The sequence below is a fragment of the Streptomyces sp. NPDC043996 genome, from assembly GCF_056435225.1.
Window position 1 is genome coordinate 150,732 of the sequence record NZ_JBWKEY010000003.1, and the last position, 19,030, is coordinate 169,761.

The 19,030-nt window shown below is 71.7% G+C and carries 21 protein-coding genes; 13 read left to right on the top strand and 8 right to left on the bottom strand.

Annotated features, from left to right (window positions below; genetic code table 11):
• Nucleotides 1-12 precede the first annotated feature (12 nt).
• Complete coding sequence (locus AC07A4_RS08105) at nucleotides 13-1,476, top strand: MFS transporter (protein ID WP_478594641.1); 1,464 nt, start codon at nucleotides 13-15, stop codon at nucleotides 1,474-1,476.
• Nucleotides 1,477-1,577: 101 nt separating this feature from the next.
• Here the strand turns inward: AC07A4_RS08105 and AC07A4_RS08110 are convergent, their stop codons facing one another.
• Nucleotides 1,578-1,922, bottom strand: a complete 345-nt coding sequence (locus tag AC07A4_RS08110; RefSeq protein ID WP_478594644.1) for a DUF6247 family protein — start codon at nucleotides 1,920-1,922, stop codon at nucleotides 1,578-1,580.
• A 192-nt stretch (nucleotides 1,923-2,114) separates the two neighbouring features.
• Here AC07A4_RS08110 and AC07A4_RS08115 point away from each other — a divergent pair, with 192 nt between their 5' ends.
• From AC07A4_RS08115 to AC07A4_RS08125, 3 genes are all read left to right on the top strand, one after another.
• Entirely contained in the window at nucleotides 2,115-3,131 is a 1,017-nt protein-coding gene (locus AC07A4_RS08115; RefSeq protein WP_478594647.1) for an aldo/keto reductase, read from the top strand.
• Nucleotides 3,132-3,166: 35 nt separating this feature from the next.
• Nucleotides 3,167-3,760 carry a TetR/AcrR family transcriptional regulator gene (locus tag AC07A4_RS08120; RefSeq protein WP_478594649.1) on the top strand — a complete coding sequence of 198 codons (594 nt, stop codon included), beginning with the start codon at nucleotides 3,167-3,169 and terminating at the stop codon, nucleotides 3,758-3,760.
• Nucleotides 3,761-3,853: 93 nt separating this feature from the next.
• Nucleotides 3,854-5,383, top strand: a complete 1,530-nt coding sequence (locus AC07A4_RS08125; RefSeq protein ID WP_478594650.1) for a GMC family oxidoreductase — start codon at nucleotides 3,854-3,856, stop codon at nucleotides 5,381-5,383.
• A 16-nt stretch (nucleotides 5,384-5,399) separates the two neighbouring features.
• Here AC07A4_RS08125 and AC07A4_RS08130 read toward each other — a convergent pair whose 3' ends face one another.
• Nucleotides 5,400-5,612 (bottom strand): hypothetical protein, encoded by a 213-nt coding sequence (locus AC07A4_RS08130; RefSeq protein ID WP_478594652.1) that lies wholly within the window; start codon nucleotides 5,610-5,612, stop codon nucleotides 5,400-5,402.
• Nucleotides 5,613-5,757: 145 nt separating this feature from the next.
• Complete coding sequence (locus tag AC07A4_RS08135; RefSeq protein ID WP_478594654.1) at nucleotides 5,758-7,137, bottom strand: glycine--tRNA ligase; 1,380 nt, start codon at nucleotides 7,135-7,137, stop codon at nucleotides 5,758-5,760.
• A gap of 432 nt (nucleotides 7,138-7,569) precedes the next feature.
• On the opposite strand from AC07A4_RS08135, the gene AC07A4_RS08140 reads away from it, so the two are divergent.
• The 4 genes from AC07A4_RS08140 (at nucleotide 7,570) to AC07A4_RS08155 (ending at nucleotide 10,880) form a co-directional block, all read left to right on the top strand.
• Entirely contained in the window at nucleotides 7,570-8,580 is a 1,011-nt protein-coding gene (locus AC07A4_RS08140; protein WP_478594656.1) for a metal ABC transporter substrate-binding protein, read from the top strand.
• A gap of 41 nt (nucleotides 8,581-8,621) precedes the next feature.
• Nucleotides 8,622-9,404, top strand: a complete 783-nt coding sequence (locus AC07A4_RS08145) for a metal ABC transporter ATP-binding protein (RefSeq protein ID WP_478594659.1) — start codon at nucleotides 8,622-8,624, stop codon at nucleotides 9,402-9,404.
• Nucleotides 9,405-9,416: 12 nt separating this feature from the next.
• Nucleotides 9,417-10,310, top strand: coding sequence for a metal ABC transporter permease (locus tag AC07A4_RS08150; protein WP_478594661.1), 894 nt, complete (start codon nucleotides 9,417-9,419; stop codon nucleotides 10,308-10,310).
• A 159-nt stretch (nucleotides 10,311-10,469) separates the two neighbouring features.
• Nucleotides 10,470-10,880 (top strand): Fur family transcriptional regulator, encoded by a 411-nt coding sequence (locus AC07A4_RS08155; RefSeq protein WP_478594664.1) that lies wholly within the window; start codon nucleotides 10,470-10,472, stop codon nucleotides 10,878-10,880.
• Between the two features lie 66 nt (nucleotides 10,881-10,946).
• Here the strand turns inward: AC07A4_RS08155 and AC07A4_RS08160 are convergent, their stop codons facing one another.
• The 3 genes from AC07A4_RS08160 to AC07A4_RS08170 all read right to left on the bottom strand — a co-directional run bounded on the left by AC07A4_RS08160 (nucleotide 10,947) and on the right by AC07A4_RS08170 (nucleotide 12,881).
• Entirely contained in the window at nucleotides 10,947-11,765 is an 819-nt protein-coding gene (locus AC07A4_RS08160; protein ID WP_478594667.1) for an isoprenyl transferase, read from the bottom strand.
• A gap of 87 nt (nucleotides 11,766-11,852) precedes the next feature.
• Entirely contained in the window at nucleotides 11,853-12,599 is a 747-nt protein-coding gene (recO, locus tag AC07A4_RS08165) for a DNA repair protein RecO (protein ID WP_478594668.1), read from the bottom strand.
• Between the two features lie 66 nt (nucleotides 12,600-12,665).
• Entirely contained in the window at nucleotides 12,666-12,881 is a 216-nt protein-coding gene (locus AC07A4_RS08170) for a hypothetical protein (RefSeq protein ID WP_478594671.1), read from the bottom strand.
• A gap of 291 nt (nucleotides 12,882-13,172) precedes the next feature.
• On the opposite strand from AC07A4_RS08170, the gene AC07A4_RS08175 reads away from it, so the two are divergent.
• Genes AC07A4_RS08175 through AC07A4_RS08185 form a run of 3 tightly spaced genes read left to right on the top strand, consistent with a single transcriptional unit; the run spans nucleotide 13,173 to nucleotide 14,987 of the window.
• Nucleotides 13,173-14,015, top strand: a complete 843-nt coding sequence (locus AC07A4_RS08175) for a helix-turn-helix domain-containing protein (protein WP_478594673.1) — start codon at nucleotides 13,173-13,175, stop codon at nucleotides 14,013-14,015.
• A complete protein-coding gene (locus AC07A4_RS08180; protein WP_478594676.1) occupies nucleotides 13,997-14,347 on the top strand; it encodes a DUF397 domain-containing protein in 351 nt (116 codons plus the stop codon). Before AC07A4_RS08175 ends, AC07A4_RS08180 begins: the two co-directional genes overlap by 19 nt.
• On the top strand, nucleotides 14,337-14,987 hold the full coding sequence (locus tag AC07A4_RS08185) for a helix-turn-helix transcriptional regulator (protein ID WP_478594679.1): 651 nt from the start codon (nucleotides 14,337-14,339) through the stop codon (nucleotides 14,985-14,987). Before AC07A4_RS08180 ends, AC07A4_RS08185 begins: the two co-directional genes overlap by 11 nt.
• Here the strand turns inward: AC07A4_RS08185 and AC07A4_RS08190 are convergent.
• Nucleotides 14,984-15,580, bottom strand: coding sequence for a TetR/AcrR family transcriptional regulator (locus AC07A4_RS08190; RefSeq protein ID WP_478594682.1), 597 nt, complete (start codon nucleotides 15,578-15,580; stop codon nucleotides 14,984-14,986). The two genes, AC07A4_RS08185 and AC07A4_RS08190, sit on opposite strands and share 4 nt — an antisense overlap.
• Nucleotides 15,581-15,680: 100 nt before the next feature.
• On the opposite strand from AC07A4_RS08190, the gene AC07A4_RS08195 reads away from it, so the two are divergent.
• Complete coding sequence (locus AC07A4_RS08195) at nucleotides 15,681-16,106, top strand: nuclear transport factor 2 family protein (protein WP_478594685.1); 426 nt, start codon at nucleotides 15,681-15,683, stop codon at nucleotides 16,104-16,106.
• Complete coding sequence (locus AC07A4_RS08200) at nucleotides 16,099-16,968, top strand: NmrA family NAD(P)-binding protein (RefSeq protein ID WP_478594688.1); 870 nt, start codon at nucleotides 16,099-16,101, stop codon at nucleotides 16,966-16,968. The genes AC07A4_RS08195 and AC07A4_RS08200 overlap by 8 nt, the downstream gene beginning before the upstream one ends.
• Here the strand turns inward: AC07A4_RS08200 and AC07A4_RS08205 are convergent.
• Complete coding sequence (locus AC07A4_RS08205; RefSeq protein WP_478595893.1) at nucleotides 16,926-18,779, bottom strand: beta-galactosidase; 1,854 nt, start codon at nucleotides 18,777-18,779, stop codon at nucleotides 16,926-16,928. The two genes, AC07A4_RS08200 and AC07A4_RS08205, sit on opposite strands and share 43 nt — an antisense overlap.
• Nucleotides 18,780-19,030: the final 251 nt, after the last annotated feature.

The following is a 19,030-nucleotide window of genomic DNA, read 5'->3' on the forward strand; positions in this document are numbered from 1 at the left end:
ACCGTCGGCTGTATGCCCGAGTCCGAACTGAGCCTGAGCCCCCGGCGCCGCCAACTGGTGCTCGCCATCTGCTGTATGAGCCTGCTGATCGTCAGCCTGGACAACACGATCCTGAACGTGGCGCTGCCCACCATGGCGCGCGATTTCGACACCAGCATCTCGGGCATGCAGTGGACAATCGACGCCTACACCCTGGTCCTCGCGTCGCTGCTGATGCTGGCGGGCTCGACCGGGGACCGCGTCGGCCGCCGCCGGGTCTTCCAGGCGGGCCTGGTGGTGTTCACCCTGGGCTCGGTCCTTTGCTCGCTGGCCCCGAACCTGGAGTGCCTGGTCGCCTTCCGCATGATCCAGGCCGTCGGCGGCTCCATGCTCAACCCCGTCGCCATGTCGATCATCACGAACACGTTCACCGACCCGCGCGAGCGGGCCCGCGCCATCGGGGTCTGGGGCGGGGTCGTCGGCATCTCCATGGCGGCGGGCCCGCTGGTCGGCGGGCTCCTCGTGGACGCCGTCGGCTGGCGGGCGATCTTCTGGGTGAACCTGCCGGTGGGCCTCGTGGCGCTGTTCCTGACGGCGCGCTACGTCCCGGAGTCCCGCGCGCCGAAGCCGCGCCGCCCCGACCCGGTCGGCCAGCTCCTGGTGATCGTGCTCCTTGGCGCGCTGACGTACGCGATCATCGAGGCGCCCACGGCGGGCTGGACCTCGCCGCTGATCACGCTGTTCGCGGCGGCCGCCGTCGCGGCGCTCGCGGGCCTCCTCCTCTACGAGCCGCGCCGCACCGAACCCCTCATCGACCTGCGGTTCTTCCGTTCAGCCCCGTTCAGCGGCGCCACGGTCATCGCGATCAGCGCGTTCGCCGCGCTAGGCGGCTTCCTGTTCCTCTCCACCCTCTACCTCCAGGACGTACGCGGCCTGGACGCGCTCCACGCGGGCCTGTGGATGCTGCCCATGGCGGCCATGACCCTGGTGTGCGCGCCGCTGTCCGGCCGCCTGGTCGGCAGCCGGGGCCCGCGCCTTTCCCTGCTGATCGCGGGCGTCGCGATGACGGCGTCCGGGGTGCTCTTCGCCGCCTTCGAAGCGGAGAACGCGACGGTCTCCCGCCTCCTCGCGTACGTCCTCTTCGGCCTGGGCTTCGGCTTCGTGAACGCCCCCATCACCAACACCGCCGTCGCCGGAATGCCCCGCACCCAGGCGGGCGTCGCCGCCGCCGTGGCCTCCACCAGCCGCCAGACCGGCCAGACCCTGGGCGTCGCGGTGATCGGCGCGGTCCTCGCCTCCGGCGTGACGTCCTCCCACGCCACCGACTTCACGACAGCGAGCCGCCCCGCCTGGTGGATCATCACGGGCTGCGGCGCGGCGGTACTCGCCGTAGGGGCCCTGACCAGCGGAAAGTGGGCCCGCGACACGGCCCGCCGAACGGCGGAACGCCTGTCCACGGAACCGACCGAGCCACCGAAGATAGCCAACCGCCACTAAACCCCTGCCAGGGCCGTCCACGCGGTGCGTGAAGACGTACCGGAGCCAGCCGCGTGAGGTTCAGTCCATCTGCCAGGGAGGCCCGAAGAACGCCTCGTCGCTCACTGGCCGGGCTCCGTGCGGGCGGCGAGGTGGCGGATGTTGGATGCCTTTTCCAGGAGGGTCCCGGCCTCGGTGGCGTCCGTGGCTTCGGTGGCGCGGGCTTCCAGGTCGGTGACGTGGGCGTCGAGGCGCGGGTCGCGGGCGATGGCGTACTCGCCCCACCAGCGGGCCATGAACGCGGGCACGGGCGCGAGGTCGTACGTGTCGGCGATCGCCCGCTTCCAGTGCGCGTCGAAGTCGGCGAGCAGCCGCGGCGCGTGCTGGGCGATGGCTTCGCGCAGGGCCTTGGGGGTTCTCTCCGGCATAGGCGGGACGCCGGGCGAGTCGGTGGCGGCGGTGCTCATGTCGTGTCCTCCCTCGGCCCGTGGCTCTCCGGCTCCGGAGCCTACCGCCGCCGCCCCACCCCAGCCCGAGGTTACAGATAACAAAACTTGAAATCTGTCAGCGCAGGGTGCATGGTGGAGGCACGGCGCTCGCCCGTCCCTCCCCGGGAGGCGGTCGCGCCGCCTCTCTCCAGCACACCCCCAGGAGCCCTCATGCGCACCTCGAAGCTCGGCAAGACCGGTCCCGTCTCCTCCGCTCTCGGCCTCGGCTGCATGGGCATGTCCGCGCTGTACGGCGAGGCGGACCGGGCCGAGTCGATCGCCACCATCCACGCCGCCCTCGACGCGGGCGTCACCCTGCTCGACACCGGCGACTTCTACGCGATGGGGCACAACGAGCTGCTCATCGGCGAGGCGCTGCGGACCGCGCCCGCCGCCCACCGCGAGCAGGCGCTCACCAGCGTGAAGTTCGGGGCGCTTCGCGACCCGGACGGCGGCTGGGCCGGGTACGACGGCCGCCCGGCCGCGGTGAAGAACTTCGCCGCGTACTCGCTCCAGCGCCTCGGCGTCGACCACATCGACGTCTACCGCATCGCCCGCGTCGACGACACCGTGCCGATCGAGGAGACCGTCGGCGCCATCGCCGAGCTGGTGGAGAAGGGGCACGTGCGGCACATCGGGCTGTCGGAAGTGGGCGCGGACACGCTGCGCCGGGCCGCCGCCGTCGCGCCGATCTCGGACCTCCAGATCGAGTACTCGCTGATCTCGCGCGGCATCGAGGCCGAGATCCTGCCGACGGCCGTCGAGCTCGGCATCGGCGTCACCGCGTACGGCGTGCTCTCGCGCGGCCTGATCTCCGGGCACTTCACCCGCGACCGCAAGCTCGCCGCGAACGACTTCCGCGGCGTCAGCCCCCGCTTCCAGGGCGAGAACCTCCAGCGCAACCTCGACCTGGTGGAGGCCCTGCGCAAGATCGCCGACGCCAAGGGCGTGAGCGTCGCGCAGACCGCGATCGCCTGGGTGCTCGCCCAGGGCCCGGCGTTCGGCGCGGACATCGTGCCGCTGGTCGGCGCCCGCCGCCGGGACCGCCTGAGCGAGGCCCTCGGCGCCCTGGACGTCCGCCTGGACGCCGCCGACCTCGCCGCCATCGAGGAGGCCGTCCCCGCGGGCGCGGCCGCGGGCGCCCGCTACCCCGAGGCGCAGATGGCACACCTCGACAGCGAGCACTGACCAGGGCCCAGGCGGCGGCAGGTACCGTCTTGACCATGGCCCCGACCGAGACCCTGACCGCCGAGCGCATCCTCGTCACGACCGAGGAGGTGCTGCGCCGCCACGGAGCCGCGAAGGCGACGGTGGTGGACGTGGCCCGCGCGCTCGGCGTCAGCCACGCCGCCGTGTACCGCCACTTCCGTACGAAGGCGGCGCTGCGCGAGGCGGTCACCAAGCGCTGGCTGGACCGGACGACGGCCGAGCTGCGGCTGGTCGTCGAGGACGGGGCGGCGCCCGCGGACGAGCGGCTGCGCCGCTGGTTCGGGACGCTGTTCGCGGCCAAGCGCCGCAAGGCGGGCGACGATCCGGAGCTGTTCGCCACGTACGAGGTCCTGCTCGGCGAGAACAGCCGCGTGGTCGAGGAGCACATCGACGACCTCGTGGGGCAGCTGCGCCTGATCATCGAAGAGGGCGCGGCGGCGGGCCGGTTGCGGCCGCTGGACTCCGGGGTGCCGCTCACCGCGCGGGCCGTCTTCGACGCGACGGGCCGCTTCCACGACCCGCAGTACGCGAGCCACTGGTCCCGCCCGGGCATCGACGAGGCCTTCACGGCGGCCGTGGAGCTGACCCTGGCGGGCCTGCGCCCCTGAAGGACCGCTGACTTTCCTCGTTCCGCCCCCTCGCGTCCACCCCTCCTGATTGCCTGGCCCCACCAGTCGCACCAGGGACGCGGGAGGCGTGAAGTGGGTTTAGGGACACGGGAGTTGGCGGCGGAGTACGACTACGTGGTGGTGGGCGCCGGGTCCGCCGGGTGCGTGGTGGCGGCCCGCCTCAGCGAGGACGCGGACCGTACGGTCCTGCTGCTCGAGGCCGGACCCCGCGCCACCAAGGCGGATCTCGCGACGCCCTCCGCGTGGCCGTCGCTATGGGGCAGCGAGGTCGACTACGGCTATACGACGGTGCCGCAGCCCGGGGTGGGCGGGCTCGCGCTGCCGTGCCCGCGCGGGCGGACGCTCGGCGGGTCGAGCGCCATCAACGGCATGGTGTTCCTGCGCGGGCACCGCGCGGACTACGACCACTGGGCGGCGGCAGGCTGCGCCGGGTGGGGGTTCGACGACCTGCTGCCGTACTTCCGGCGGATGGAGTCGGCGCCGGGCGGCGACCGCGCGTTCCGCGGCGACGCGGGCCCGCTGCGGGTCGCGCCCGTGCGCCCCGAGGAGGCCAACCCGCTGTCCCAGGTGTTCGTGGACGCCGCCGTCGCGGCCGGGCATCCGCGCACCGGCGACTTCAACGGCGCGGTCCAGGAAGGCGCGGGCTGGCCGGACCAGACGATCGCGGACGGCGCCCGGCAGAGCGCGGCCGACGCGTATCTGCGCCCCCTGGACGGCACCCGCCCGAACCTCACGGTGGCGTCGGAGGCCCGCGCCCGCCGCCTGCTCCTCGACGGCGACCGGTGCGCGGGCGTGGAGTTCGTACGCCGGAGCGCGCAGGGAACGGCGTACGCGCGCGGTGAGGTGATCGTGTGCGCGGGCGCCGTCGACACGCCCCGGCTGCTGCTGCTCTCGGGCGTCGGCCCCGCCGACGAGCTGCGCGCGGCCGGTGTCGGCGTCCGGCACGACCTGCCGGGGGTGGGCCGCGCCCTCCAGGACCATCCGCTGTGCGGGGTGGTGTTCGAGGTGGACCGGCCGATCCCCGCGGCCCGCACCAACTTCTCGGAGGCGTCGTTGCACTGGCGCAGCGACCCGGCACTCCCCGGCCCCGACATGCAGCTCCTGTTCATCCACATCCCGTACCACCCGCCGACGCTGACGGCGCCCGAGAACTGCTTCACGCTGGGCGTGGCGACGGTGCCGCGCGCCCGGGGCACGATCCGGCTCGCGGACGCCGACCCGGACACGCCGCCGCTGATCGACCCGGGCTATCTGCGCGACGAGGACGACGTACGGCGCATGCTGCACGGCATCGAGGTGGCGCGGGATGTGGCGGGCTCGGGCCCGTTCGCGGCGTGGGGCGCGCGGGAGGCGCTGCCGGGCGACGCGGAGCCGCGGGCGTTCCTGACGGCGGCGACGGGCCCCTACTTCCACCTCGCGGGCAGCTGCGCGATGGGCACGGGCGCGGACGCGGTGGTGGACCCGGAGCTCAGAGTGCGCGGACTGCGCGGGCTGCGGGTCGCGGACGCGTCGGTGATGCCGACGGTGGTGTCCGTGAACACGAACGCGGCCGCCCTGGTGATCGGCGAGAAGGCGGCGGACCTGGTGCGCGCCGGGGCGTGAGGGGCGCGCGGGCGGCTCAAGGGGTGCGTGACGAGGGGTCCACCGTCGCCTGGTGGGCCCGCTCCAGGTGTTCCTCGGCCTTGAGCCACGGCAGGAACTGCGCCTTCTTGCGCCAGCCGCAGGTATCGCAGGCCAACTGCCGCTGTACGCCCGTCCGCTGGACCCGCACGACGTGCTCGCGCCCGTGCTGGTCCCATCTGCTGACCTTGCTCATGGCCGTCGGAAGCATGGCCCACAGTGTGCACCGAAGCCCCCGGTTCCGCTCCTGGAACCGGGGGCTTTCGTGCGAAGAGGGCGTGAACGTCAGCGGCCGAAGAACATCAGCGGCCGGGGAGACGTCAGCGGCCGGGGAGACGTCAGCAGCCGGGGAGACGTCAGCAGCCGACGAGGCGCGTCGCCAGGTAGCCCTCGATCTGGTCGAGGGAGACCCGCTCCTGCTTCATCGTGTCGCGCTCGCGCACGGTCACCGCGTTGTCCTCGAGGGTGTCGAAGTCGACCGTCACGCAGTACGGCGTGCCGATCTCGTCCTGGCGGCGGTAGCGGCGGCCGATGGCGCCCGCGTCATCGAACTCGATGTTCCAGTTCTGCCGGAGCGCGGCGGCGAGGCCCTTGGCCTTCGGCGACAGCTCCGGGTTGCGGGACAGCGGCAGGACCGCGGCCTTCACCGGGGCGATGCGGTGGTCGAAGCGCATGACCGTGCGCTTCTCCAGCTTGCCCTTGGCGTTGGGCGCCTCGTCCTCGAAGTACGAGTCGAGCAGGAAGGCGAGCATGGTGCGGCCGACACCGGCCGCGGGCTCGATGACGTACGGCGTGTACCGCTCGCCGGCCTCCTGGTCGAAGTACGAGAGGTCCTGGCCGGAGGCCTTGGCGTGCGCGGACAGGTCGTAGTCGGTGCGGTTGGCGACGCCTTCCAGCTCGCCCCACTCGCTGCCGCCGAACTGGAAGCGGTACTCGATGTCAGCGGTGCGCTTGGAGTAGTGGGAGAGCTTCTCCTTCGGGTGCTCGAACCACCGCATGTTCTCCTCGCGCAGGCCGAGACCGGTGTACCAGTTCCAGCGCTGCTCCATCCAGAACTCCTGCCACTTCTCGTCCTCACCCGGCTTGACGAAGAACTCCATCTCCATCTGCTCGAACTCACGGGTGCGGAAGATGAAGTTGCCCGGGGTGATCTCGTTCCGGAAGCTCTTGCCCATCTGGGCGATGCCGAACGGCGGCTTGCGGCGCGAGGTGGTCTGCACCTGGGAGAAGTTGGTGAAGATGCCCTGCGCGGTCTCCGGGCGCAGATAGGCGACCGAGCCGCTGTCCTGCGTCGGGCCGAGGTGCGTGGAGAGCAGCCCCGAGAACTGCTTGGGCTCGGTGAACTGGCCCTTGGTGCCGCAGTTGGGGCAGTTGATGTCCGCGAGGCTCTCGGGCGCGCGGCCCTTCTTCTCCTCGTACGCCTCTTCCAGGTGGTCGGCGCGGTACCGCTTGTGGCAGGACGTGCACTCGGTCAGCGGGTCCGTGAAGGTGGCGACGTGGCCGGAGGCCTGCCAGACCTCGGTGGCCAGGATCACGGACGAGTCGATACCGACGACGTCTTCCCGCGAGGTGACCATGTAGCGCCACCACTGGCGCTTGATGTTCTCCTTCAGCTCGACGCCCAGCGGTCCGTAGTCCCAGGCGGCTCGCTGGCCGCCGTAGATCTCGCTGCAGGGGAAGACGAAGCCTCGGCGCTTGCTCAGGCTGACGATGGTGTCGATCTTGTCGGCGGCCACGGTGCTCTCTTCATTACGACGACGACGAAGCGGCCGCCCTGTGGGCGGCGGCTCCAGGAGCGAATGCTTCAGGTTACCGGCGCCCGCACCCCCCGGATCAAATCGGTTCCCCCCACGGCCGGATCTTCGCCTTCGGCGCCGTGTCCTCAAGCGCCGGACGGGCTATCTCCCACCCGCCCACCCTTACACCTGCGGCTGCCCCCGCACCCCCCGACCTAGCGGCTCGCGGGTGGGTGGGTGGGAAAACAGCCGGAGCAGGCGGACATCCAGCCCGTCCGGCGTTTGAGGACGAGGCGCGCCAGCGCCGAAAGGCTTTGAGCGGGGGAACGGGGGCAGCCGCACCCGGAGCGGGGAGGGGTGGGCCTGGGGCGCCCCGCGCGGGCATCGACACTTTGTTGACAATCGTTTCCACATTAGATGAAAATGACTGTCATGAACGTACGACGCCTCATACCCACCGCCACCCTCGCCACCGCCACCGTCCTGGCCCTCACCACCCTGACGGCCTGCTCCACCGACGACGCTGCGGCCAAGAACAACGAGGGCAAGCTCGACGTGGCGGCGTCGTTCTACCCCATGGCCTACCTCGCGGAGCAGATCGGCAAGGAGCACGTCGAGGTCAGCAGCCTCACCGAGCCCGGCCAGGAACCGCACGACCTGGAGATCAGCGCCAAGCAGCGCGCCCAGCTCGAGGAGTCCGACGCGGCCCTGTACCTGAAGGGCCTCCAGCCGAACGTGGACGAAGCGATCGGCCAGTCCGGCATCAAGACGAAGATCGACGCGGCCTCCCTCACCAGCCTGGAGAAGCACGGCAACGAGGTCGAAGGCCACGAAGAAGGCCACGAAGAGGGCCACGAAGAGGGCCACGACGAAGAGGGCGAAGGCGACCACGAAGGCCACGGTCACGACCACGACCACGGCGGCCAGGACCCCCACATCTGGCTGGATCCGGTCCGCTACGCCGAGGTCGCCGAGGGCGTCGGCAAGGCCTTCGCGAAGGCCGACCCGGACAACAAGGCCGCGTACGAGAAGAACACCGCGGCCCTGGTGAAGAAGCTGAACGCCCTCGACACGGAGTTCAAGAACGGCCTGAAGGACACCAAGTCCAAGGTCTTCATCACCACGCACGCCGCCTTCGGCTACCTCGCCGAGCGCTACGGCCTCACCGAGGAGGCCATCACGGGCCTGGACCCGGAGGGCGAGCCGAGCGCGCACCGCGTCAAGCAGCTCCAGAAGACGGCCAAGGACGACGGCGTGACGACGGTGTTCTACGAGACGCTCGTCAGCGACAAAACCGCCAAAACCCTGGCGAACGACGCGAACCTGAAGACGGACGTCCTCGACCCCGTCGAGGGGATCACCGACAAGTCCCGCGGCGACGACTACGTCGAGGTGATGCGGGCCAACCTCAAGGCGCTGCGCACGGCGCTGGGCGCCAAGTGACCGACGGCGGCGGGGCGACCCCGTCCGGAAAGGGGCGAGTCATGGGTGAGGGCAAGGGCACGGGCGAACCCGTCATATCCCTGCGCCAGGTGCGCGCCGAGCTCGGCGCGCGGCCGGTGCTGCGCGGCATCGACCTGACCGTGGGCGCGGGCGAGGTGGTCGCGCTGCTCGGCGCGAACGGCTCGGGCAAGTCGACGGCCGTGCGCGCGGTCATCGGCCAGGTCCCGGTGACGAGCGGCGAGATCGAGCTCTTCGGCACCCCGCGCCGCCGCTTCCGCGACTGGTCCCGCGTCGGCTACGTCCCGCAGCGCACGACGGCCGCGGGTGGCGTACCCGCGACGATCACCGAGGTCGTGGCCTCGGGCAGGCTCTCGCGCGCCCGCTTCGGCGTGCTGCGCAAGGCCGACAGGGACGCGGTGCGCGACGCCCTGGAGCAGGTCGGCATGGCGGACCGGGCCAAGGACTCCGTGAACGCCCTCTCCGGCGGCCAGCACCAGCGGGTGCTCATCGCCCGCGCCCTGGTCTCCGAGCCCGATCTGCTGATCATGGACGAGCCGATGGCGGGCGTGGACCTGGCCAGCCAGGAGGTCCTCGCGGCCACCCTGCGCCGCCAGGTGGAGCGCGGCACGTCCGTCCTGCTCGTGCTGCACGAGCTGGGCCCCCTGGAGCCGCTGATCGACCGCGCGGTGGTGCTGCGCGACGGCTGTGTCCTGCACGACGGGACGCCGCCGAAGGCCGTGGGCCAGCACGCGCTGCCCGGCCACGACCACGTACACCCGCACGAAGCCGACGCGACGCCGGTCCGCACCGGCCTGCTCACCTGAGGACGACACGCGATGGAAATCCTGAACTACGCGTTCATGCAGCGCGCGCTGCTCGCCGCCGTCCTCGTCGGCATCACGGCCCCCGCGGTCGGCATCTATCTGGTGCAGCGCCGCCAGGCCCTGATGGGCGACGGCATCGGGCACGTGGCGATGACGGGCGTCGGCCTCGGCTTCCTGCTGTCCACGTCGCCGGTGTGGATGGCGACGGCGGTCGCGATCGTCGGCGCGGTGGCCATGGAGCTGATCCGCTGGTACGGCCGCACGCGCGGCGACATCGCCCTCGCGATGCTGTTCTACGGCGGCATGGCGGGCGGCGTCATGCTCATCAACCTGGCGCCGGGCGGCTCGAACGCGAACCTCAGCTCGTATCTCTTCGGCTCCCTGTCCACGGTCTCCGAGGACGACGTGACGGCGGTCTGCCTGCTGGCGGCGTTCGTGGTCGCGGTGACGGTCGGCCTGCGCCGCCAGCTGTTCGCGGTGAGCCAGGACGAGGAGTTCGCACGGGTCACGGGCCTGCCGGTGCGCGCCCTGAACCTGCTGACGGCCGTCACCGCGGCGGTCACCGTCACCGTCGCGATGCGCGTCGTGGGCCTGCTCCTGGTGTCGGCGCTGATGGTGGTGCCAGTGGCGGCGGCCCAGCAGCTGACCCGGAGCTTCGCGGCGACCTTCGCGATCGCGGTGGCGATCGGCGTCAGCGCGACGCTCGGCGGCACCGTCACCTCGTACTACCAGGACGTGCCGCCCGGCGCGACGATCGTGCTCCTGACGATCGCCGGGTTCATCGCCCTGACGATTCTGGCCACACCGCTGGCCCGCAGAAGGGCGCGGGCGCAGGCACGGGGCGGGGCGGCGTGCACGGCGGACGTGCCGGGCGCCCGAGGCACGACGGACGGGATCAAGGTCTGAGGAGGCCGCGGCCGGGGCAGTGATCGAAAGGGCGCGGTCTGGACCACGCCCGATCACTGTCCGAGAGCACTCTGGTCACGTTCCTATAGCGACCTGGCACAATGGCCGGGCGAGATGAGGACTGTGACACGTGTGCGGACGAAGGCTGAGGAGGCATCTGTGACGACGGCGGGACCCCCCGTGCGAGGCCGGGCCACACGGCAGCGAGCCGCGGTGGCGGCGGCTCTCGACGAGGTGGACGAGTTCCGCAGCGCGCAGGAGCTGCACGACATGCTCAAGCACCGCGGCGACTCCGTCGGTCTGACCACGGTCTACCGCACGCTCCAGTCCCTCGCCGAAGCGGGCGAGGTCGACGTGCTGCGCACCAACGACGGCGAGTCGGTCTACCGCCGCTGCTCGACGGGCGACCACCACCATCACCTGGTGTGCCGCATGTGCGGCAAGGCCGTGGAGGTCGAGGGCCCGGCCGTGGAGAAGTGGGCGGAGGCCATCGCCGCGGAGCACGGCTATGTGAACGTGGCGCACACGGTCGAGATCTTCGGCACCTGCTCGGACTGCGCCAAGAAGTAGCGGTACGTACGACTCGGGGCCCGCACCGTCGCGCTGACGGTGCGGGCCCCTTCTCGTACCCGCCCGCTACTTCTTGAGCTGGTCCTCGTTCGGGATGGCGCCGCCGAAGCGGCGGTCGCGCGAGGCGTACTCCAGGCAGGCGCGCCACAGGTCGCGCCGGTCGAAGTCCGGCCACAGGACGTCCTGGAAGACCATCTCGGCGTACGCGCTCTGCCAGATCAGGTAGTTGGAGGTGCGCTGCTCACCACTGGGCCGCAGGAACAAATCAACATCCGGCATATCGGGGTAATACAGATACTTCGCCAGGGTCTTCTCATTCACCTTCGACGGGTCCAGGCGGCCGGAGCGCACGTCCTCCGCGAGGGCCTTGGCCGCGTCGGCGATCTCGGCGCGGCCGCCGTAGTTCATGCAGAAGTACAGCGTGAGCTTGTCGTTGTCCTTGGTCTGCTCCTGGGCGACCAGGAGCTCCTTGGCCACGGACTTCCACAGCTTGGGCATGCGGCCCACCCAGCGCACCCGCACGCCAAGGTCGTCCAGCTGGTCGCGGGTCTTGCGGATGAAGTCGCGGTTGAAGTTCATCAGGAAGCGCACCTCGTCGGGCGACCGCTTCCAGTTCTCCGTCGAGAACGCGTACAGGGAGATGTTCCCGACGCCCATCTCGATGGCGCCCTGGAGGACGTCCAGGACGCGCTCGGCGCCGACCTTGTGCCCTTCGGTGCGCGGCAGGCCGCGCTCCTTGGCCCACCGGCCGTTGCCGTCCATCACGACGGCGACGTGCTGCGGGACCAGCTCGCCGGGGATCTTCGGCGGCCGCGCGCCCGAGGGGTGGGGCTCGGGCGACGTGTACTCACGGCGGGACCGTCCGAGGATGCCGCGTCGTGCCATAAGGAACTACTCCCAGTTCTTCCGCGTTGTCCGCGCACCACGCGCGCTACTTCTGTACTTCTGCACTTCTCTACTTCTCTACTTCTCCTACTTCTCTACGTACCGAAGCGAGCGCAGTCCGCGCTCCAAGTGCCAGTGCAGATAGGCCGATACGAGCCCGCTGCCCTCCCGTGCGTGCCGCGCCTCGCAGGCGTCCGCCGTGCCCCAGTCGCCGGTGAGCAGCGCCCCGAGGTGCGTCAGCGCCTCCGCCGACGGTACGACGCTGCCGGGCACCCGGCAGTCCGCGCAAATCGTGCCGCCCGCGGCGACCGAGAAGAAGCGGTTGGGTCCCGGCATGCCGCACTTGGCGCACGCGTCGAAGCTGGGCGCGTAGCCGTTCACGGCGAGCGAGCGCAGCAGGAACGCGTCGAGGATGAGGTGCGGCTCGTGCTCGCCGCGGGCGAGCGTGCGCAGCCCGCCGACCAGCAGCAGATACTGCTGCACCGCGGGCTCGCCCTCGTGGTCGGTGAACCGCTCCGCCGTCTCCAGCATGGCCGTCCCCGCCGTGTACCTGGCGTAGTCCGTCACGATCCCGCCACCGTACGGAGCGATCGTCTCGCTCTGCGTGCACAGCGGGAGCCCGCGCCCGACCAGCTCGCTGCCCCGCGCGAAGAACTGCACGTCCACGTGCGAGAACGGTTCGAGGCGGGCCCCGAACTTCGACTTGGTCCTGCGCACCCCGCGCGCCACGGCCCGCACCCGTCCGTGCCCGCGCGTGAGCAGCGTGATGATGCGGTCCGCTTCACCCAGCTTCTGGGTGCGCAGCACGACACCGTCGTCACGGAACAGGCTCATGGGGCCATTCTCGCGCATGCCGCGGGGGCGCCGGTCCGGGGTTCCCCCCTCGCGCCGCCCCCGGCGTCAGGGCACTTCCCCCCGGCTGCGTGCGTTGGCGTACGCCGTTGCCGCGCGCAGGCGCTCCGCCGTCGTCGCCGTGCGCAGCACGTCCGGGGCGCAGTCCCACTCCCGTCCGCCGCCGTACGGGCGCAGCTGTACGTACGGGCCCTCGTGGCCCATCACCCTGCCCACCCTGCCGTTCCGGGTGTCGACCGCGTACGTTCCGATGGGCAGCCTCATGGGTGCGCCCCCGTACCTGGCAGACGGACGGCCGGACGCGCCGTCGGTTCCCTCTTCAACGACGGCAGAAGAATTCCCGCCCTCTCCAGGGCAGCGTGCATTTCTTTCACGGTGTCCTCCGCCTCTTCCGTGCCTGCCGCCGGGCGCGACTCGCCTGCGGCTCTTTTCGCCGTCACGTGGCTCCCCTTAGCCATCTGATTTCACTCTTCGTATCCCTACGGTGACGCATCGCCTCTACAGTTGGCAGGAGTCTGTGCCCTACAACGGCGGGGCAGAGGAAGGGAGTTATCCATGGCCAAAGGTGCCCATGGGTCACGCCAGGCGGCCTGGGAGTTCTTCGGTACGGAGTTAAAGCGGCGGCGCGAGAACGCGGGCCTCACCCAAGTGCAGTTGGGGGCCCGCGTTTTTGTGTCCGGCGGATACATCGGCCAATTCGAACAGGCGATTCGTAAGCCGCAGTTGGACGTGGCTCATCGGATCGATGAGGTGCTGCAATCCGAGGGTTTTTTCGAGCGCACCTGGCGCAAGCTGATCGACGACAAGCGCTACGCGGACTATTTCGCCGCCGTCGCGGACCTGGAGGCCCTGGCCACCAAGATCTGCGAGTTCGCCCCCTCGGTGATTCCGGGCCTGCTCCAGACCGCGCCGTACGCGAAGGCGGTCACGCTGGCGGCCAATCCGTTCGCGGCCGACGAGTACGTCGACGACATGGTGTCCGCCCGGCTGGACCGACAGCGCATCCTCGCGGACGCGACGAGGCCCGTGTACTGGGTGATCCTGCACGAGAACGTGCTGACCGTGCCGGTCGGCGGCCCCGCCGCCATGGCGGCACAGCTGGAGCACATCGCCGCGCTGGCGCGCAAGCGCAAGGTACTGGTGCTGTTGCTGCCGCGTGCAGAGGGAGCATGCGCCTCCATGGGCGGAATGCTGACACTGATGGAGTTCGACGAAGCGCCGCCAACGGTCTATACAGAGACCTCGTTTTGGGGCGAACTGTTGGACGAACCAGCCGTGGTGAAGCGTGCGCAGCGCGCATACGATCTGCTCAGGGGCGCCGCGCTGTCGCCGGGGGTGTCCCTCGCCCGGATCGAATCGGCGGCTGAGGATTTCAGACGATGCGCGAGTACGACCTGAGCGACGCCTGCTGGCGCAAGAGCAGCTACAGCAACGGCGAAGGCGGTAGCTGCGTCGAGGTCGCCTACGACTTCACGGGCGCTGCCCGCTGGCGCAAGAGCAGTCACAGCAACGGCGAAGGCGGCAACTGCCTTGAGGTCGCCGAGGGCTTCACCGGCGCTGCTCGCTGGCGCAAGAGCAGCTATAGCAACGGCGAAGGCGGCGACTGCCTTGAGGTCGCCGCCGAGGTCGACGGGGTCGTGCCCGTCCGGGACAGCAAGGTCCCGGACGGGCCCGCCCTGGTCATAGGCGCGCCCGCCTGGCGGCGGTTCATCCGCAGCCTTGCGAGCTAGCCGACTGCTCGCCGCCCTCATGCTGTTGCAGGCTCGGGGGCGGGTTACCGGGGTGCCGGTGTACGGCGAAGCCGGGCAGGGCGGTGGCTACCGCCTGGTCGACGGGTTCCGGACCGGGCTGACGCGCGGCGAGGCGGATGCGCTGTTCCTGACCGGGCTGCGGGACCAGGCGGAGCGCGTCGCCGAACGGTTCCACCTGGACACACCCCGCTGGTACGGCGACGCGGAGCCGACCCCGCACCTGACCGCCCTCGAACCCCACCAAGTAGAACGAACGCTCTATCCACTGGGACTAGTACTCAAGGCAGGCCAGTGGTACCTGGTGGCGCACCGCGCGGACGCCGAACCCCGCACGTACCGGGTCTCCCGCGCCCTCGCCCTCGACGTCCTGCCGGAGACGTTCCCGCGTCCTGGCAGGCGCACCTCGCCGAGTTCGACGCGCGCCGCCACCAGCGGGAGGCGGTCCTGCGGCTGTCCCCCACCGGGATGCGGCGCCCGCCCGACGAAGACTCGCCGAACTCTACGAAGCCTGACGAGCCAACAACGAACCCGCGAGCGCTCCGCGCCCCGCACGCAGTGGACACCGCCGGGTGCTCGGGCGGGCGGGTGGGAGAGTCCCAAAAACGCGCCGCACGGCTAACGCAGCACGTACGCCACGTACTCCGCGAGCCGCGCCCGCAACTCACCCGGCGGCGCCCCCTCCGAAAGGTGCTGCACCAGATCCGCCCGCACCGCCGCAAGCAGCGCATGCGCCACGAAGTCCGCATCAGGGACGCCCCCAACCCCCGCGAGGGCGTCGCGCAGGATGCCGTGCCACCAGCCGTAGTACGCCGACAGGTAAGGGCTGGAGCTACCCGACTCCTCCAGGGCGAGCACCAGATGGCGATGGTCCAGCTTGAAGACGAGCAGCGCGTCAAGCAGCGCGGGCACGCGCGAGCGCGGGGGCTCGGCGGGGCCGAGCGGCGCCGGGCCCGACGACACAGCCGCGCGCAGCGCCTCGCTGCGGGCCTCGAACACCGCGCGGATCAGCCCGTCCCGGTCCCCGAAGCGGCGGAACAGCGTGCCCTTGCCGACCCCGGCCGCCGCCGCGACCTGCTCCATGGACACGCCGTGCGGACTCTCGGCGCGGGCGAAGAGCGCGTCGGCGGCGGCGAGGACGGCCTCGCGGTTGCGGGCCGCGTCGGCACGGGCCTTGCGCTCGGGCTTCTCGGGCTGCTCGGGCTTCTCCGGCATGGGCTCACCTTTACAAAGCGGACCAGCGGTCCGTATCGTCAGAGCGGAAGCGGACCAGCAGTCCGCATCTGTTCCGCATCGTAGAGGACGGTGTCCCCGCATGCCCGCATCCCCGCCCGCCACCCCGGCCGACGTCTTCCGCCACGGCCTCGCGCTCCTGCTGCGCGGCGACCTGGAGGACTGGGCCGCCCTGTTCGCCGAGGACGGCACCATGGAGTTCCCGTTCGCGCCCGACGGCTACCCGAAGCGGCTCGACGGCCGCGCCGCCATCGCCGCCTATCTGCGCGGCATCGGCGACCACGTCGCGTACGACGCGTTCCCGAGCGTGGAGATCCACGAGACCCGCGAACCGGACACCCTCGTCGTGGAGATGAGCGCCGAGGGCCGCGTGACCGCCACCGGCGGGCCCTTCCGGATGGCGTACGTCGCCGTCGTCACCGTCACCGGCGGCCGCTTCGTGCGCTACCGCGACTACTGGAACCCGCTGGCCGCACCCGACTCCCTGACGGAGGCCGTCCATGCCTGAGCGCCACACCGTCCTGGTGACCGGGGCGACCGGCACCACCGGCAGCCGCGTCGCCGCCCAGCTCACCGCGCTCGGCCACACCGCGCGCCCCACGAGCCGAAGCGCCCGCCCCGGCCACGTCCGCTTCGACTGGTACGACCCGGACACACACGCCCCCGCCCTGCGCGGCGCCGACCGCGCCTACCTGGTGCCACCGCTCGCCGAACCCGACCCGGCCGCCGTCATGGCCCCCTTCCTGGAGCGGGCCCGTGCGGCGGGCGTGACTCGTGTGGCGCTGCTCAGCTCGTCGGCCATCCCGCAGGGCGGGCCCGGCGTCGGGCGCGTACACCAACTCCTCGCCGAGGGCGGCCTGTTCGAGGAGTGGTCCGTCCTTCGGCCCTCCTGGTTCATGCAGAACTTCACCGGCGACCACGTCCACGCCCACGCCATCCGGGACGACGGCGTGCTCACGACCGCGACCGGCACGGGCCGCGTCGCCTTCGTCGACGCCGACGACATCGCCGCCGTCGCCGCCCGCGCCCTCACCGACCCGCGCGTACCGGACGGCGACCTGGTCCTCACCGGACCCGAGGCGCTCAGCTACGGGGACATCGCGGACGTCATCACCCGCGTCACGGGCCGCGCCGTCAGCCACCGGCCCGTGCCGCCCGCCGAATTCGCCGCCCGGCTCGGCGCTTCCGGCATGCCCGCCGCGTTCGCCGACTTCCTCGCCGGGCTCGACGCGGCGATCGGCCGGGGCGCCGAGGACCGGGTCACGGACACCGTCGCGCGGGTCACGGGGCGGGCGCCCCGGGCCTTCGCGGAGATGTACGCAGCGTCCTACGCCTCGTCGCGCTCCACGGCCACGGAACCGTCCCGGTAGTCCAGGCGCACCCGCAGCCTCTCCCCCGCCGCCGTGACCCGCGCCCGCACCTGGACGCCCTCCGCGAGCCCCGCCGCCACCGGCCGCACCCCGCACTCCGCGCGCACCTCGTCAAGGAGCGCGCGCAGCGCATCGGGGGCGAGGTCGCAGCCCGCGTACCAGGCGGTGCCACGGCCGAACGCGTGCCGGGTCACGGCGGGCCAGCCGGGCATGGCCTCGGCGCCCTCCAGGCGGATGACCTCCGCCCAGCCGCCGTCGGGGCGCGGGGCGAACTCCTCCACCGTCAGGCCGAGGACCTCGCGGAAGGGGCCCGGATAGCCGCCCAGATACACCCGGTCGTGCTCGTCGGTGATCCCGGAGAAGTACGTCATCACGAGCGTCCCGCCGTCGCGTACGTACGCCACCAGGCGCGCGGCCGCGTCCTCCGACACGGAGTAGAGGTGCGGCACGAGCAGCAGCCCGTAGGCGCCCAGGTCCCCGTCGAGCGGCAGCACGTCACACGCCACGGACGCGTCGTAGAGCGCCTTGTGCCAGGCGAGCGCCCCGGACAGGTAGTCCACCTGGCTGGGGTGCGCGTCCGTCTCCAGGGCCCACCAGGCGGGCCAGTCCACGACCAGCGCGGCGTCCGCCCGCTCCGGGCGCGCCCCGAGCAGAGCGGGCTGTCCGGCGAGCTCGGCGCCCAGCTCCGTCACCTCGCGGAAGATCCGCGTGTCGCGGCCCGCGTGCGGCACCATCGCCGAGTGGAACTTCTCGGCGCCACCGCGCGACTGGCGCCACTGGAAGAACAGCACCGCGTCCGCGCCGTGCGCCACCGCCTGCCAGCTGTCCAGGCGCATCCGCCCCGGTTCCTTGCGGCCGTTGTGCGCGCGCCAGTTGACCGCCGACGGCGCCTGCTCCAGGAGCAGCCAGGGCTGTCCCGCCTTCAGGCCGCGCATCACGTCGTAGCCGAACGCGGCGCGCTGCGCGGCGTGAGGGTCGTGCGGGTCCGGATAGGAGTCGTACGCGATCACGTCCAGGTGCGGGGCCCACCGGAAGAGGTCCAAGGTCTTGGCGACCGGCACGAAGTTCGTGGTGACGGCGATGTGCGGCGTCACCCGGCCGAGGACCTCCTTCTCCGCCAGGTAGCAGGCGAGCAGTTCGTCCGAGGAGAACCGCCAGTAGTCGGCGCGCTGGGCGGGGTTGCGGAAGGAGGGGGCCGTACGCGGGGTGTGGATCTCGTCCCAGGCGGCGTAGGACTGCGACCAGAAGGCCGTGGACCAGGCGTCGTTGAGCGTGTCGAGGGTGCCGTAGCGCTCGCGCAGCCAGGCCCGGAAGGAGGCCGTGGACACCTCGCAGTGGCAGTGCCGGGAGACGTGGCAGCCGTACTCGTTGCCGATGTGCCACAGCGCGAGCGCCGGGTGGTCGGCGTACCGCGTGGCGAGGCGCTCCACGAGGCGCACCGCGTACCGCCGGAAGACCGGGCTTGAGGGGCACCAGTGCTGGCGCGAGCCCGGGTAGAGGCGGGTGCCGTCCTCCAGGACGGGCAGCGTCTCGGGGTGCAGGCGGGCCAGCCACGGGGGCGGCGAGGCGGTCATGGTGGCCAGGGACACGTGCACGCCCGCCGCGGCCAGGCGGTCCATGTGGTCGTCCAGCCAGGTGAACTCGTACGTCCCCGGCACCGGTTCGGTGCGCGCCCAGGCGAAGATGCCGAGCGTGACGAGGCTGACCCCGGCCTCGCGCATCAGCTCGACGTCCTCGGCGTGCGTCTCGGGCCCCCACTGCTCGGGGTTGTAGTCCCCGCCGAAGGCGATCGCCCCCAGCCGTCCGTACATCCCCGCGAGCCGTCCCTCAGGCCCCCGGCCGCCGGGCCGCGCCGCGTCCGCCGTCACGTCATCCGACCTTCCTCAGCCGCTCGCCACCAGGGAAAGCTTCCCCCGCCGGCCGGTGGACGAAGCCCCGTCAACCTCCCCCGAAACACCCCGGCCCGACACCTTGACCACGCCCTGCCCCGCTCCTATGGTCGCTCCGCCAGCACGACGTAGGACGTCGGACCTCTGCGACGCAGCGTACTCCCGCCGGGCCC